Origin of the sequence: Paenibacillus daejeonensis DSM 15491 (assembly GCF_000378385.1) — a bacterium.
GTDB lineage: Bacteria > Bacillota > Bacilli > Paenibacillales > Paenibacillaceae > Paenibacillus_D > Paenibacillus_D daejeonensis.
This window is the reverse complement of sequence record NZ_KB899684.1, coordinates 12246-26736: the sequence shown is the minus strand read 5'-3', so window position 1 is coordinate 26736 and position 14491 is coordinate 12246. Positions and strand designations below refer to the sequence as shown.

14 protein-coding genes are annotated in these 14491 nt (G+C 55.6%); all 14 read right to left on the bottom strand.

Annotated features, from left to right (window positions below):
* Nucleotides 1–207: 207 nt before the first annotated feature.
* Nucleotides 208–477, bottom strand: a complete 270-nt coding sequence (locus F556_RS0131935; protein ID WP_020621082.1) for an HPr family phosphocarrier protein — start codon at nt 475–477, stop codon at nt 208–210.
* A gap of 134 nt (nt 478–611) precedes the next feature.
* Nucleotides 612–1541 carry a DNA-binding protein WhiA gene (gene whiA, locus F556_RS0131930; RefSeq protein ID WP_020621081.1) on the bottom strand — a complete coding sequence of 310 codons (930 nt, stop codon included), beginning with the start codon at nt 1539–1541 and terminating at the stop codon, nt 612–614.
* A 5-nt stretch (nt 1542–1546) separates the two neighbouring features.
* Entirely contained in the window at nt 1547–2533 is a 987-nt protein-coding gene (locus F556_RS0131925) for a gluconeogenesis factor YvcK family protein (RefSeq protein ID WP_020621080.1), read from the bottom strand.
* Between the two features lie 19 nt (nt 2534–2552).
* Nucleotides 2553–3437 carry an RNase adapter RapZ gene (gene rapZ, locus F556_RS0131920; RefSeq protein WP_020621079.1) on the bottom strand — a complete coding sequence of 295 codons (885 nt, stop codon included), beginning with the start codon at nt 3435–3437 and terminating at the stop codon, nt 2553–2555.
* 55 nt (nt 3438–3492) lie between these two features.
* A complete protein-coding gene (locus F556_RS0131915) occupies nt 3493–4434 on the bottom strand; it encodes an ROK family glucokinase (RefSeq protein WP_020621078.1) in 942 nt (313 codons plus the stop codon).
* A 199-nt stretch (nt 4435–4633) separates the two neighbouring features.
* Nucleotides 4634–5581 (bottom strand): thioredoxin-disulfide reductase, encoded by a 948-nt coding sequence (gene trxB, locus F556_RS0131910; protein WP_020621077.1) that lies wholly within the window; start codon nt 5579–5581, stop codon nt 4634–4636.
* 32 nt (nt 5582–5613) lie between these two features.
* Nucleotides 5614–7362 (bottom strand): HEAT repeat domain-containing protein, encoded by a 1749-nt coding sequence (locus F556_RS0131905; protein WP_020621076.1) that lies wholly within the window; start codon nt 7360–7362, stop codon nt 5614–5616.
* A 182-nt stretch (nt 7363–7544) separates the two neighbouring features.
* Nucleotides 7545–8495 (bottom strand): ribose-phosphate diphosphokinase, encoded by a 951-nt coding sequence (locus tag F556_RS0131900; protein ID WP_020621075.1) that lies wholly within the window; start codon nt 8493–8495, stop codon nt 7545–7547.
* Nucleotides 8496–8596: 101 nt separating this feature from the next.
* Nucleotides 8597–9403, bottom strand: coding sequence for a histidinol-phosphatase HisJ (hisJ, locus tag F556_RS0131895; RefSeq protein WP_020621074.1), 807 nt, complete (start codon nt 9401–9403; stop codon nt 8597–8599).
* Nucleotides 9404–9500: 97 nt separating this feature from the next.
* Complete coding sequence (gene hisIE / locus F556_RS0131890; RefSeq protein WP_020621073.1) at nt 9501–10178, bottom strand: bifunctional phosphoribosyl-AMP cyclohydrolase/phosphoribosyl-ATP diphosphatase HisIE; 678 nt, start codon at nt 10176–10178, stop codon at nt 9501–9503.
* Complete coding sequence (gene hisF, locus F556_RS0131885; RefSeq protein ID WP_020621072.1) at nt 10175–10933, bottom strand: imidazole glycerol phosphate synthase subunit HisF; 759 nt, start codon at nt 10931–10933, stop codon at nt 10175–10177. The genes hisIE and hisF overlap by 4 nt, the downstream gene beginning before the upstream one ends.
* Before the next feature lie 975 nt (nt 10934–11908).
* Nucleotides 11909–12532, bottom strand: coding sequence for an imidazole glycerol phosphate synthase subunit HisH (gene hisH, locus F556_RS0131880; RefSeq protein ID WP_020621071.1), 624 nt, complete (start codon nt 12530–12532; stop codon nt 11909–11911).
* Complete coding sequence (hisB, locus tag F556_RS0131875) at nt 12533–13132, bottom strand: imidazoleglycerol-phosphate dehydratase HisB (protein WP_020621070.1); 600 nt, start codon at nt 13130–13132, stop codon at nt 12533–12535.
* 44 nt (nt 13133–13176) lie between these two features.
* Nucleotides 13177–14463, bottom strand: a complete 1287-nt coding sequence (hisD, locus tag F556_RS0131870; RefSeq protein ID WP_020621069.1) for a histidinol dehydrogenase — start codon at nt 14461–14463, stop codon at nt 13177–13179.
* Between the last annotated feature and the right edge of the window lie 28 nt (nt 14464–14491).

Sequence of the window (14491 nt, the reverse complement as noted above, 5' to 3'; positions counted from 1 at the left end):
GTCATTCCTTTTCTCTGTAACCAAAAGAGGCATGCTCCAGTTCACCCTGGGTGTGGTGAATTGGAGTATGCCTCCTGTGGCGCTGAGCAGGGAAACAACGACATGAACGACACGCCGATCTCGCAGCCCAGACATGCTTATAACTGGCAAAAAAGCCCCTCAAGGGAGCCCTTCACGCGATGCCTGACGGCAGCTCTGGAGGGCCGCCTATTGGTTCTCCAGCTCTTCCTTGCTCACTAAGGTGACTAAAGCGGTTACAGCTTGCTCTGCGTCCGAACCTTCTGCACTAATGTGAACTTCGGTACCCGAGCTGATCGCTAAGCTCATAATCCCCATGATGGATTTGGCATTCACTTTTTTGTCGTCTTTCTCTACAAACACTTCCGAAGAGAACTTGTTCGCTTCTTGCACGAAAAGTGCTGCCGGTCTAGCATGAAGACCTGTCTTCAATCGAACGACCACCGGATGCCTTGTCATTAAAACCATACCCCCTATAACATATTACAATCCTAATTGATTAATTGGCATTGTTAGATGCTGCATCGTGCCTGTTTCCAAGCCTTTTCACACTATTATAGCATTATAACACTGATCGCACTAGGTTGAAAAGTTCAGCCGTTTCTTATTTTTTCTGCGAGCTCGTCGAGCTTGCGCAGACGGTGATTTACGCCGGATTTACTGACTTTGCCCTTGAGCAGATCACCGACCTCTTTGAGGTTGATATCAGGATGCTGCAGCCGGATTCTCGCCACTTCCTGCAGCTTCTCTGGCAAAGTGTCCAACCCCAGCTCCCGCTCGATCAGCCGAATGTTGTCAATCTGCCGTACCGCGGCGCCAATCGTCTTGTTGAGGTTGGCAGTCTCGCAGTTGACGATACGGTTGACGGAGTTGCGCATGTCCCGCATGATGCGTACATCCTCGAACTTGAACAGCGCCTGGTGGGCCCCTATCATGTTGAGCAGCTCAATAATCTTCTCGCCTTCCTTGATATAGAAGATGAAGCCCTTCTTGCGCTCGATGCAGCGCGCGTTGAGACTGAAGCGATTAGCCAGCTGTACCATCGCCTTGCAGTGCTCCTCGTACATACAGGCAATCTCCAGATGATAGGAGGAGCCCTCCGGGTTATTCACCGAACCACCGGCCAGGAAGGCGCCTCGCAGGTACGCACGTTTGCAGCAAGACTTGCGGATCATTTCCTTGTCGATGCCCTGATTGAACATGAAGCCCTCGGAGACAATACGCAGCTCCTGAAGGATCTCCTGCGCCCGTAGCGGCACGCGGACAATATAGACATTGTTCTTCTTGAGCCGCATCTTCTTGCGCACCAGCAGCTCCGTATGCACGGCAAACAGCTTTTTGATCAGCGAATAGATCCGCCTTGCAATTGCGGCATTCTCGGTGGACACATCAAGGATAACCTTGCGGTTGGCCACATTGACCGACCCGTTCATCCGGATGAGCGCAGACAGCTCGGCTTTTTCGCAGCAAGCGTCGGCTTCCACCATTGTCAGTTCTTTTTTTGTTTGGGCCGCAAAGGACAAGGTCCTCACCTCTTTCGTAACATCCAGTCTTCCACAAGCTGATGAATATGATGACTCAATCGTTCTGCATCGTGACGCAGATAGGTATGAAAATAAACCAGCCGGTCGGCAATGACCTTGTATCCGTCCCGCCTTACATCATCCAGGTCCAGCTTCACCGGCTTGGCGCCTTGCTCGGCGTACCGCTGCTGGATTTCTGGAGGAATCTCGCTATTGTTAACAATGACATAATCGAATAAATGATGGCCGATATGGTCGCGCACTGCCGCAAGATGATCGCCCACGCTATACCCGTCCGTCTCGCCCGGCTGCGTCATCACATTGCACACATATAGCTTGATGGCATCTGATTGCTCAATCGTCTGCGCCAGGCGCGGCACCAACAGATTCGGCAGGATGCTCGTATAGAGGCTGCCAGGGCCCACTAGAATCGCATCTGCCTCTTGCAGGGCCACAACCGCATCCTCTAGCGGCTCAACATCTGGCGGCTCAATGGCAATTCGTTTGATCCGCTTGTTGGCCTTGGTAATAGACGATTCGCCAGTGACGTACGTGCCGTCGCTCATCAGTGCCTTGAGGACGATGGCCTGATCTGCAGCAGGCAGCACGCGCCCGCGTACAGCGAGAACGCGGCTCAGCTCGCGAATTCCAGATACGAAATCACCGGAGATGTCTGTCATCGCCGCCAACATCAGGTTGCCCAGAGAATGCCCGGCTAATCCGGCGCCATTGTGGAACCGGTAGTTCAGCATTTCCTCCAGGAGCGGCTCAACGTCGGCAAGTGCGCTCAGCACATTGCGGATATCGCCTGGCGGTGGAATCTGCAGCTCTTGCCGCAGAATGCCGGAGCTGCCGCCGTCATCGGCCACCGTGACGATAGCCGTAATGTCGAGCGGTTTTTCCTTCAGTCCGCGCAGCATGACAGACAATCCCGTTCCGCCGCCAATCACGACGATCCGTGGCTTGGCTTTTGGTTTTGGCTTGGGAGCCATCGCTTCACCTCGCTAGCTGTTAATGTCGGTCTCGTTCGGCATCGCGATGGCTGACCCGTACCACCTCGGTCTCGCTGCTGCCGAGCATCCGTCCCAGGTATTCAGCAATAGCAACCGAGCGGTGCTTCCCGCCCGTACAGCCAATACCAATGACCACCTGGCTCTTGCCTTCCTTGCTGTACAGCGGAATCAGATAATTCAGCATATCCAGGAGCTTGCTGAGGAAGGTCTGGGTTTCCGGCCACTTCATCACATAATCATAGACTTCGGTGTGCTGACCGGTATTGGGACGTAGATGCTCCACATAATGCGGGTTAGGCAGGAAACGCACATCAAATATCAAATCCGCATCAATCGGCACGCCATACTTAAACCCGAAGGAAGTGACGTTGACCGAGATGCTGGATTGTTCATGATTGGTAAATCGAGAAACAATCCGCTCCTTGAGCTGTGCTGGCTTGAGGTTGCTTGTATCAATAACCTGTGTCGCCCAGCCCTTCAGGTCAGCCAGCAGGTGGCGCTCATGACGAATCCCTTCGAGCGGCAGCCCGCCCTCGGCCAGCGGATGGCGGCGGCGGCTTTCCTTGTAGCGTTGAACCAATACGCCGTCTGTTGCATCCAGGAACAGAATTTCATACCCGATGGTGTAGTGGTCCTTGATATAGTTCAACGACTCGGACAATGCGGTGAAAAACTCCCGTCCGCGCAAGTCAATGACAAGCGCGACCTTGCCGATCTTGCCTTTGGACGACTCGATCAGCTCGGCGAATTTCGGGATTAGCACTGGGGGGAGATTATCGACACAGAAAAAGCCGAGGTCCTCCAGACTCTGGACCGCGATCGTCTTGCCCGCGCCGGACATGCCCGTGATGATCAGCAGTTTGGCCATGGGTTCGCCGGTCATAGTACATTCCTCCTGCCAGAGTACCCAGCGACCCGGCTGGCCGCTGGGTACAGCGTTACCTTGCGACTAAGCCTGCAGCGCCTACCACGCCTGCATTGTTGCCCAGTACCGCAGGGACAATCTCGACACCTTCTTGCGCTTTATCCGGGGTCAGCTTGGCGAACACTTCACGCATTTGCTCGAACAAGTACTCGCCCGCCTTGGAGACTCCGCCGCCAATGATGAAGCGTTGCGGATTCAAGACAACGGCAACCGTAGAGATCGACTTACCCAAATAGTATGCGGCACGATTGACAATGCGAATCGCCACCTCGTCGCCCGCTTTTGCCGCATCCACAACATCCTTGGCCATAATATTCTCCACACTGCTCAGCGACGTACGATCTCCCCGCTCTACCGCGTCCTTAGCCATACGAATAATTCCGGTAGCGGACGAGACGGTCTCCAGACAGCCCATCTTGCCACAGCCGCATTGGATCGCTTCCAGATCCGGTACGATGTTGATATGACCCAGCTCGCCAGCCATGCCTGCGAAGCCTTCCACGATTTTACCACCGATGATGATGCCGCCGCCTACGCCAGTGCCCAGAGTGTAGCACACGACATTCGGGATGCCTTTGCCTGCACCGGACCAGGCTTCGCCGAGCGCTGCTACATTTGCATCATTGTTAATTTCAACTGGCTTGCCCAGCTTCTCCTGCATAATCTTCTTGACGTGCACGTCCCGCAGGTCCAGATTGGCAGAGAACGTTACAATGCCATTAGGAATATCCAGGAACCCAGCGATTCCAACACCAACGCCTTGGACATCGTCCCAGCTATGCGGGGATTGCTCGACAATTGCACGTGCATAAGTTGCCATATTGTTCAGGATGGCGTCCGAGCCCTCGCCCGTCGGTCCTTCATACGTTTCCAGCAATGTTCCTTCTTCGTTGCAGATTCCGGTCTTAATCGTGGTTCCGCCGACATCGACACCCACATAAATCTTCTCCGACATGAAATAGGCCACCTCTATTAATTTTGTAGTTCTGTTCACAAAAGGCCAACTTCTGATTAGGCTTCTGTACCCACTATAAGCCAGTAGGGCCCTCCGGTCAAGAAACCCGGACCACCACGGGCTTTTTGCAAAAGAAGGGGGCGTACCCGCCCGTCATCAGCGGATTCGCCCCCTTCGCATTCCCTATGCAGATGCAAGGTTACAGGGTCTGGCTCCAGTCATGCACCATGCTGCCCTCCAGGAACTTCTCGCAGTCCAGTGCCGCCATACAGCCGCTGCCAGCAGCCGTAATGGCCTGACGATACTTATGGTCCTGCACATCCCCGCAAGCAAAGATACCCGGTACATTGGTCTCGGTCGTGCCCGGCTTGACGACGATGTAGCCTGTTTCGTCCGTTTCAAGCTGGCCTTCCAGGAACTTGGTATTCGGCGTATGGCCGATCGCAACGAACAAACCGTTGGTCTCGATGGTCTCATCCTCACCTGTCTCATTGTTGCGGACCTTCAGCGCCGTTACGCCAAGCGGACCTGCATCAACTTCAACCGGCGTCTTGTTCAGCTGCCAGCTAATTTTCGGATTCTCACGCGCGCGGTCCTGCATAATCTTGGACGCACGGAGCTCATCGCGGCGATGCACGAGTACAACTTCGGACGCGAAGCGCGTCAGGAAGTTCGCTTCCTCCATGGCCGAGTCTCCGCCGCCAACCACGATAATCTTCTTCTCGCGGAAGAAGAAACCGTCACAGGTCGCACACGTGCTGACGCCGCGGCCGACATTATCGCGTTCGCCGGGAATGCCCATATATTTAGCCGAAGCGCCAGTAGAGATAATCAGCGTCTCTGCTTGCAGTTCGCCATGTCCCTCCACTTGCAAGGTAAACGGGCGCTTCGAGGTATCTACCTTGTTCACCCAGCCGGTCTTGAACTCGGCGCCAAAACGCTCGGCTTGCTTGCGCATATTGGCCATGAGCTCAGGACCCATGATGCCGTCAGGGAAGCCGGGGAAATTCTCCACTTCCGTGGTGGTCGTCAGCTGGCCGCCAGGCTCCGGTCCTTCGATAATGAGCGGGTTCATGTTGGCGCGCGCCAAGTAGATCGCGGCGGTCAGTCCCGCGGGTCCTGTTCCGATAATAATTGATTTGTACATGTCTGATGACCTCCTGACGTAATGTGCTTGTTTTATTTCCCTTTGAGCTCGTCAAAGGCCGGAAAGATGCTCTGCATCTTCTTCTTGATCTCGCACGTCTCATCGATCCAACGGGCATATTTGCTGACGGTGGAAATCGATGTGCCGTAGCGCTCAGAAACTTCGTGATAGGAAATTGTGCGCCGGTGCATTTTGGCTGTCAAATACTCCAGTGCCGCAGCCCACGGCTCGACCCGATTGATCTTCGGAACCTCCGGGTACAGACGAGAGAGGAACTCAACCCATAGGGTCAGCAAATCATGCTGCTGAATCATATCGTACTGCTTGTTCATACGGGTCAGTGCCGTCTCCAACACTTCCTGCCACTTGGGCATCCAAACGGGTAGCCGCGATGGCATGCGATTGGCATCGACTGTTGTCGACTCGCCTTCCAATATGGCATCGAGTGCCTCATGGACACCAATCGTCCGCAGCACGAAGATGGCGATTCGTTTCAGATAATCTTCTTCGTCTGGCTCCATCAGGAATTCGCGGAGCGCATCCTTGACCTCGTTGTCCGCAATCATGCCGAGCGCCTGGATCACTTGCAGCTTGGTATGACGATCTCCGTGGCGCAGCGCCCAGAAGAACGAAGAGCGTACCAGCGGATCCCGCTTCAGATGATCGGGCAGATTGCCCGCCGTTGACTTCTCCCAGAGCCGGAACTGCTCCTCGAAGGGAAGATGGTAATGATAACTGGAAGGTGACGGCTCTTCGCCGCGTCGGATGCTCGGGAGCTGGTCCAGATAATAACGCGGAATCCGAGATTCCGGGTCCAGCTTGGCAGCTTGCCGCCACAGCCGTTCCGCCTCGTCGTACCGCTTGAGGTTCACCGCAGCTACAGCCCCGTAATGATAGAGGCACGGGTCCTGCTGCAGCTGAATATCCTTGAGCAGCCGCTGGAAATGGCGGAAAGCGGCCTCATGCTCCCCTAATATGCCCATCGTCGTCGCCAGCTTAAACACATGCTCCTGATGGAACGGGAACGTCTTGCGCAGCTGCTCCACGAGCGGCGCCAGTTCTTCCTGCTGCTCGGCATGCTGGTGAAAAATCGCCAGATTGCAGAGCGCATGCAGGTTGCCCGGTTCGATCTGCAGCACGTCATGCGTGGCCGCCATTCCTTTGTCGAACATGCCCATATAGTAGTAAGCCAAGGCGAGGTTGTTGCGCGCAGCGAGAAAGTCCGGCCGTTTCTTGACCATCTTCTCCAGCATCCGCACCGCTTCGACAAACTTGCCCTCCTCCAGCAGCTTGCGTGCCTCATCGTGCTCCTGCAGGCTTTCCCGGGATTTGATGACCGCTTGCCGCGGCGGCCGCTCCAGCTCATAGAGCAGCAGCTCCATCATTTCCTCCGACTCATCGAGAAATTGCCCCTCTTCGTCTTCCTCCAGGTACTTCACCAATGCGTCCTCAGCCGATTCGTACTGCTCCATGTTGGCATAGTTGTTCGCCATATAGAAATGGCACTCGGTCATCGACGGCTCCAGCTCGGTCAAAATATGGGTCAGAATCTGGTTGGATTCCTCGTATTGCCCCATCTCCGACAGAATGCCGGCCATATTGCAATGGTTTACCGGATTGTCCGGCTCGTACTCCACCGCCCGCCGGAAATACTTCAGTGCCTTGTCATAATGGAATCGATCCAGAGAGCGTACCGCCCGTTCGAAAAAAAAGGTCGCATCCAGCTGAATAGGAATTACCTTTGAAGGGCCGCCCGCTGCTAGCCGTTTCTTCTCTTTCATCTGCAAGACACCTCCCGGCCTTCGAATTTGGTACGATTATACCATAGCTTACCCCTGCAATACACCTGACATTGCACACCGCCAAAAGATCGTCCGTGCACGGATTGTCCGAAGTCAGCAGATGATTTGCAGCCACGCCAAACAGCAAGCATGGTCCATGCTTGCTGCCTGAGTATCTTGCCCTATATGCCCGCGTTCTTGAACAGCGTACTGATCGAGCCGCCTTGCATAATGATACGTGTAGCCTCGGCCAGCATAGGCGCGACAGACAACACTTTGAACCGATCGGAATGGGTCTCCGGCAAAGCGATGGAGTCCGTAACGACGACTTCCTTGATATGCGGATGGTCCAAACGCTGCAGCGCCGGTCCCGAGAACAATGGATGCGTCGCACACACATAGATGTCCTCTGCACCGCGCTCCTTCAGCCCCTCAACGACATTGACAATGGTTGTGCCGGTATCGATCAAGTCCTCGATGATGATCGGGGTCTGACCTTCAACATCGCCAATGACATGCGTGATGACCGATTCGTTGTGCGCCGGGCGCTTCTTGATCATAATTGCGAATGGAGAGTCCAGGTAATTGGCCAGCTTCTCCGCAGTGGAGGCTCGTCCGGCATCCGGCGACACGACAACCGGATTCTTGATGTCCTTGGCCTTGAGATAGTCGCTCAGGATATCCAGCGCCGTCAGATGGTCCACCGGGATGTTGAAGAAGCCCTGAATCGCCGGTGCATGCAGATCGATCGTGATGACGCGGTCCGCGCCAACGGTTGTCAGCACATCTGCTACCATTTTGGCCGAGATGGGCTCGCGTGGCGCTGCCTTGCGTTCCTGACGGGCATAGCCGTAGTAAGGCACGATGATGTTGACCGTGCGGGCCGAAGCACGCTTGGCCGCGTCGATCATCACCAGCAGTTCGACGAAGTTCTCGTTGATCGGATGGGAAAACGACTGCACGATGAATACATCGCAATTACGGATCGTTTCTTCATAGTGGACGTAGACCTCGCCGCTCTTAAAGCGCGAAATCTTGATCTTGCCGAGCGACTGCCCCAGCTCCGCGCAGATCCTTTCGGCCAGCTGCTGGTTCGAAGAACCAGAGAAAATACGCAACTTATCGCTAAACATGATACCCTCCTGAGCGTTTGAACCATTTTATTCTTACGAGTACTGATATGGCTTGACCGTACTATTGTTCACTGTCTATTATACATACAATCGGCGAATTTTCAAAAGCGGATCATCTCACGCTGGCGCTGCCGAAATGTGGCAAGCTCCGTGAAGCCCAGCTCCTTCAGCAGCGCGCGCGCCTGATCCAGGTATTGACCCAGCCGCTCGGGTTGATGCGCGTCCGATCCAATCGTCAGCGGCAACCCGATCTCTCGGGCATAGGTCAGCATCCGACGGGATGGAAACATCTCCTCACACGGCGTACGCAGGCCTGAGGCATTGAGCTCAATCGCCAGATCGTGCCGCTTCACCGTATCCAGCGCAGCCCGCTCCAGCTCGGTTACATCCTCCGAAGGCTTGAAGCCGAACCGCTTCACTACATCGATATGTCCGATGTAATCGTAGAAGCCAGTTGCTGCTGCTTTTTGTATCGCGTCATAATACTGCTCGTAGACCTGCAGCGGATTGCGGCCTTCCCAGCCCGCCGTCTGACGGAAGTCCGTAATATCCCACTCTCCGAGGAAATGGACCGAGCCGATCACATAGTCCCAAGGGTATCGGTTCACGATAGCCTCGATCTGGCGCTCCCAGCCCTCGATATAGTCGCCCTCCAGACCGATACGCACATCAATCTGGCCGCTATATTTGGCCTTTAACTCAAAGCATTCCTCGACATAGTTATCCAGCTCCGCCATGGGCATGGCCATCTCCGGGTAGTAGGTCGCCGGATCAACGTGCAGCAGCGGCATATGATCGGACAGACCAATTTGATCGAGTCCGATCGCAATGCCTTGCTTCACATAGTCCTCCAACTCGCCAACCGCATGGCCGCAACGGGCGTGATGGGTATGATAATCAATCAACATGGCTGATGCCCTCCTCGTTCGCGACCTTCCCCTCATTTCGCTCTTAACAGGCCTTCGAGCGCTGAGCACCGGAAGCTGTGCGTCCTGAATTAGCCCGCTAGCGCATCTTGTTGGTCGTCGGCTTACCGTGCCGTTGACCCAGCTCACGCATCACGTCATCGAGCGACAGTCCGCGCTCGCGCATCAGCACCATCAGGTGGAAGAACAGATCGCTCATCTCGCTGCGCAGCTCATCGTTATCCTGATTCTTCGAGGCAATCACGACTTCCGTCGCTTCTTCGCCGACTTTCTTCAGAATCTTGTCGACGCCTTTATCGAACAGATACGTTGTGTAGGCACCCGCCGGCCGCTCAGCATACCGCTGGGCAATCGTTGTCTCCAACTGATTGAGCATCGCAAAGCGGTCTTCTGCCTCACGCGGGTCGTTAGCTGCTCCAGGCACTTCAATCTCACCAAAGAAGCAGCTGTACCGCCCCGTATGGCAAGCCGCACCGTTCTGGTCCACCCGAACCAGCAGCGTGTCTCCGTCACAATCGTAATGCATAGACCGGATTTTCTGGGTATGGCCCGAAGTGGCGCCCTTATGCCATAGCTCCGCACGCGAACGGCTCCAGAACCAAGTTTCGCCAGAGTCGATAGAGCGCCCAAGTGATTCATCATTCATATAGGCCATCATGAGGACCTCTTTGCTCACCGCGTCCTGTACAATCGCCGGCACCAGTCCATCAGCATTCCAGCTGATGCGGGCCAGCAGCTCCTCCCGATTGGTACTCATCGTACCTCCACTCCCTTCTGCAGCAGATCATCCTTGACCTGTCGAATCGTAAGCTCCTTATAATGGAAGATGGTCGCCGCCAATCCTGCATCGGCGCGTCCTTCCTCGAACACCTCGGCAAAATGCTCAATCTTGCCGGCACCGCCGGAAGCAATAATCGGAATCGACAACGTCGAGGAGACCGCCTGCGTCAAGCGGATGTCAAAGCCATCCTTGGTGCCGTCCGCGTCCATGCTCGTGAGCAGGATCTCGCCAGCCCCCAGCTTCTCCACTTCCTTGGCCCAGGTCAGTGCCCGGATACCGGTCGCATTGCGTCCACCGTGGGTGTACACTTCCCACTCGTCCCACTCGCTGTTATACTTCGCGTCGATCGCAACCACGATGCATTGCGAGCCGAACTTGCGAGCACCCTCGGACACCAGTGCGGGATTACGGATTGCAGCGGTGTTGATGCCGATTTTGTCCGCACCTGCGCGCAGCAGCCGCTTCATATCATCCACGTGACCGATGCCGCCACCCACAGTGAATGGGATGGTAATCTCGCCTGCGGTCCGCTGCACCACATCCACCATCGTCGCCCGTCCTTCGTGGGAGGCCGAGATGTCGAGGAACACCAGCTCATCTGCCCCTTCGATATCGTACGTCGCTGCCAGCTCCACCGGATCGCCCGCATCACGCAGATTCACAAAATTAACGCCCTTGACCACCCGCCCATCCTTCACGTCCAGGCAGGGAATAATACGTTTCGCTAACATCGATTCACCTCCAGGTTTTGCGTAGCAAAACCACTTCATAAGCACAAACCCAAGCTCTGCGCTGCAAAACCTCTTCTTGCGACCCCCTTGGGCCTAACTCTGACGCCAACTGCGCTAACCAGCCAATCGGCGAATCCAAGTAACATTTGTCACCTAAATCCACCATCCGAGCACCAAACCGTCCATCCAAGTAACTTTTGTTACCTAAATCCACCATCCGGGCACCAGAACACCAATCCAAGTAACATTTGTCACCTAAATCCACCATTCGAGCACCAGACCGCCATTCCAAGTAACATTTGTCACTTAAAACCACCGTTCAAGCGCCATACCGCCATTCCAAGTAACATTTGTCACTTAAAACCACCGTTCAAGCGCCATACCGCCATTCCAAGTAACATTTGTCACTTAAATCCACCATCCGAGCACCATACCGCCATTCCAAGTAACATTTGTCACTTAAAACCACCGTTTGAGCACCATACCGCCATTCCAAGTAACATTTGTTACTTAAGATCGCCTTGGTCTCAATGCGGTTGCGCATCCTAATGCCGTTTGGCAGTTATTTCGGCGCATTCTGCACCAACACGCCTATTCAGCTGCCATTTGGCAGTTATTCCGGCACTTTGTGCAGCATTGCCCTAATCCTACCGCTTTTTAGCAGTTATTTCGGCTTTTGATTCTCTCTACCTACTATTCAACCTGCCTTTTCAGTAAGCCTTTGAAAAAGTGGAGGAGAGGCACGGAATCGAATCTGGTCCACCTTTCTGAAAGAAAGCGACATCGGGAGCATATGCTGCGAAGCGCTCGCCTGAAAGCTTTTCGCAGAAAAGCTAGCTTCGGAAGCATACGCTGTCCCCGAATTTCAACCGCTAGAGCGGTTAAAAATCAAAGAAATCCGGGGACAACAGCGATCGGAAGATCGATCCGTGACTTGCAGGCTTTCTTTTTCAACTCTCCCTACCTTAAAGGCAGCTACTTCACCGCAACCTGCGGGCTACCCGTAAGCGCCAAGAAATTGTCGAGCAGCTGCATACCGAGCTCGCCGCTTTTCTCCGGGTGGAACTGCATGCCATACACATTGCCCCGGCCAACAATCGCCGTGACATCCTGGTAGTAGTCCGTTGTAGCCAACAGATCCGCGGGCTCAGCCGGCTTGGCGTGGAAGGAGTGTACGAAGTACACATGCCCTTCCGTCAGCCCCTCGAACAGCGGACTCGCCTGGCGAAACGCCAGTCGGTTCCAGCCCATATGCGGCACCTTGTAGTCGCCCCGGAACCGAACCACCTCGCCGGGCAGCAGGTCCAGGCCAGTATTATCGCCATGCTCCTCACCCTTGCTGAAGAGCAGCTGCATACCCAGGCAGATACCCAGCAGCGGCTTGCCCGACTCCGCATAGAAGCGTGTGACTTCATCCAGACCGGTATTGCGCAGGTTCTGCATCGCATCGCCGAAGGCACCCACGCCCGGCAGAATCGCGCCTTCGGCGTCCAGAATCTCCTTGGGATCCGCGCTGACCCGCACTTCGTAACCGAGCCGTTCCACGGCTTTGCTCACGCTATGCAGATTGCCCATTCCGTAGTCGATAATCGCGATCATCTACAGCACCCCTTTCGTTGAAGGCACTCCTTGTACGCGAGGATCAATCGTGGTCGCTTCATCAATCGCGCGTCCAAGCGCTTTGAAGATCGCCTCGATCATGTGGTGCGTGTTGTGGCCATAGTGTACAATAACGTGCAACGTCATCCGCGACTCCAGCGCCAGCTTCCACAGGAATTCGTGTACCAGTTCCGTGCTGAAGCTGCCGACCTGCTGCGAAGGGTATTCCGCCCGGTATTCAAAATGCGGCCGGTTGCTCACGTCGACGATAACCTGCGCCAGTGCTTCATCCATTGGGACAAACACGCTCGCATACCGCTTGATGCCACGCTTGTCGCCCAGCGCTTCACGCAGCGTCTGCCCGAGGCAGATGCCGATGTCCTCGACGGTGTGATGATCGTCGATATCGATATCGCCCTGCGCATCGACCTTGAGGTCGAATTGGCCATGCTTGGTGAACAGGTCCAGCATATGATTCAGGAACGGCACGCCGGTCTCCAGATTGGAGATGCCTGTGCCGTCTACGTTAAAAGACAGTTTAATATCCGTTTCATTCGTCTTGCGCGCGACCTCAGCCACGCGACCGTTCTGCTCGGTCATCGGAATCCCTGCTTTCTTAAAAAGGTATACTGCCGCTCAGCCTATCAGCCCCGCTCCTGCCGCAATCGCAGCTCAATGGCGCGGGCATGGCCTTCCAGCCCTTCGTGGCGGGCCAGCGTCATGATGGCTTCACCGTTCTGCATCAGTGCTTCCTTGCTGTAGTGAATCAGACTGGACTTCTTCAGGAAGTCATCCACATTAACCGGCGAGGAAAAACGCGCGGTGCCATTGGTAGGCAGGATGTGATTCGGTCCTGCAAAATAATCCCCTACCGGCTCCGAACTGTACGGACCGAGGAAAATCGCCCCGGCATTCTCGATGCTGCCCAGCAGCTGCATCGGATCGGCCGTCATGACCTCCAGATGCTCTGGTGCCATCTGGTTGATGACTCGGACGCCTTCTGCCAAGGAGTCAACGAGCAATACCGCGCCGTAGCTGTCAATCGACTTACGCGCAATCGCCTCGCGCGGCAGCGTCGCCAGTTGACGCTCGACCTCGGCGGCCACCGCTTCGCCCAGTTGGCGCGAAGGGGTGACAAGCACAGCCGAGGCCATCTCATCATGCTCCGCCTGCGACAGCAGATCGGCAGCTACATAGCCCGGATCGGCCGTCTCGTCCGCCAGCACGGCAATCTCGCTCGGTCCGGCAATGCTGTCGATATCGACGACGCCGAAGACCGCCCGCTTCGCCAGCGCAACGTAGATGTTGCCTGGGCCCGTAATTTTATCGACCGGCGGAATACTCGCCGTCCCGTAGGCCAATGCGGCTACGGCTTGCGCACCGCCAACCCGGTAGATCTCCTGTACGCCTGCCTCTGCAGCCGTCACCAGGATATACGGGTTGATGCCGGGCTCACCGCCCGTTGCCGGTGGTGTCACCATGACGATCTCGGGTACGCCTGCCACCTGTGCCGGGATGACGTTCATCAGCACGGAGGAGGGATACGCCGCTTTTCCCCCGGGCACATAGACGCCCACCCGTCGCAGCGGCCGGATGATCTGTCCGAGCAGCGTACCATCAGGCTGCAGATCCATCCATGTATTGCGCTTCTGCTTCTCATGGAAGGCGCGGATGTTGTCCGCAGCCGCGCGGATCGCAACGAGGAAGTCGTCTTCGACCTCTTGATATGCAGCCTGAATCTCCTCCTGGGTCACGCGCAGAGAGGCAGCCTCCAGCTTCATCCGGTCATGCTCTTCCGTGTAGCGAAGCAGCGCCGCATCGCCCTCGTTGCGGACGTCGGTCACGATCTGATCGACGGATGCGTTTTGCTCGGCAGACCCGTATTCGACCTCACGGCTCAAATTGAACTCGCTTGCTGGCATGATCCGCATGCCCATCTCCCCCTTCTATCTTGCCTTG

What these genes read in the sequence shown, in the direction of transcription:
- F556_RS0131935 (WP_020621082.1), bottom strand. Translation starts at nt 477, where the DNA reads ATGACAAGGCATCCGGTGGTCGTTCGATTGAAGACAGGTCTTCATGCT.
- F556_RS0131925 (WP_020621080.1), bottom strand. Translation starts at nt 2,533, where the DNA reads ATGGCTCCCAAGCCAAAACCAAAAGCCAAGCCACGGATCGTCGTGATT.
- rapZ (WP_020621079.1), bottom strand. Translation starts at nt 3,437, where the DNA reads ATGACCGGCGAACCCATGGCCAAACTGCTGATCATCACGGGCATGTCC.
- F556_RS0131915 (WP_020621078.1), bottom strand. Translation starts at nt 4,434, where the DNA reads ATGTCGGAGAAGATTTATGTGGGTGTCGATGTCGGCGGAACCACGATT.
- trxB (WP_020621077.1), bottom strand. Translation starts at nt 5,581, where the DNA reads ATGTACAAATCAATTATTATCGGAACAGGACCCGCGGGACTGACCGCC.
- F556_RS0131905 (WP_020621076.1), bottom strand. Translation starts at nt 7,362, where the DNA reads ATGAAAGAGAAGAAACGGCTAGCAGCGGGCGGCCCTTCAAAGGTAATT.
- F556_RS0131900 (WP_020621075.1), bottom strand. Translation starts at nt 8,495, where the DNA reads ATGTTTAGCGATAAGTTGCGTATTTTCTCTGGTTCTTCGAACCAGCAG.
- hisJ (WP_020621074.1), bottom strand. Translation starts at nt 9,403, where the DNA reads ATGTTGATTGATTATCATACCCATCACGCCCGTTGCGGCCATGCGGTT.
- hisIE (WP_020621073.1), bottom strand. Translation starts at nt 10,178, where the DNA reads ATGAGTACCAATCGGGAGGAGCTGCTGGCCCGCATCAGCTGGAATGCT.
- hisF (WP_020621072.1), bottom strand. Translation starts at nt 10,933, where the DNA reads ATGTTAGCGAAACGTATTATTCCCTGCCTGGACGTGAAGGATGGGCGG.
- hisH (WP_020621071.1), bottom strand. Translation starts at nt 12,532, where the DNA reads ATGATCGCGATTATCGACTACGGAATGGGCAATCTGCATAGCGTGAGC.
- hisB (WP_020621070.1), bottom strand. Translation starts at nt 13,132, where the DNA reads ATGACCGAGCAGAACGGTCGCGTGGCTGAGGTCGCGCGCAAGACGAAT.
- hisD (WP_020621069.1), bottom strand. Translation starts at nt 14,463, where the DNA reads ATGCGGATCATGCCAGCAAGCGAGTTCAATTTGAGCCGTGAGGTCGAA.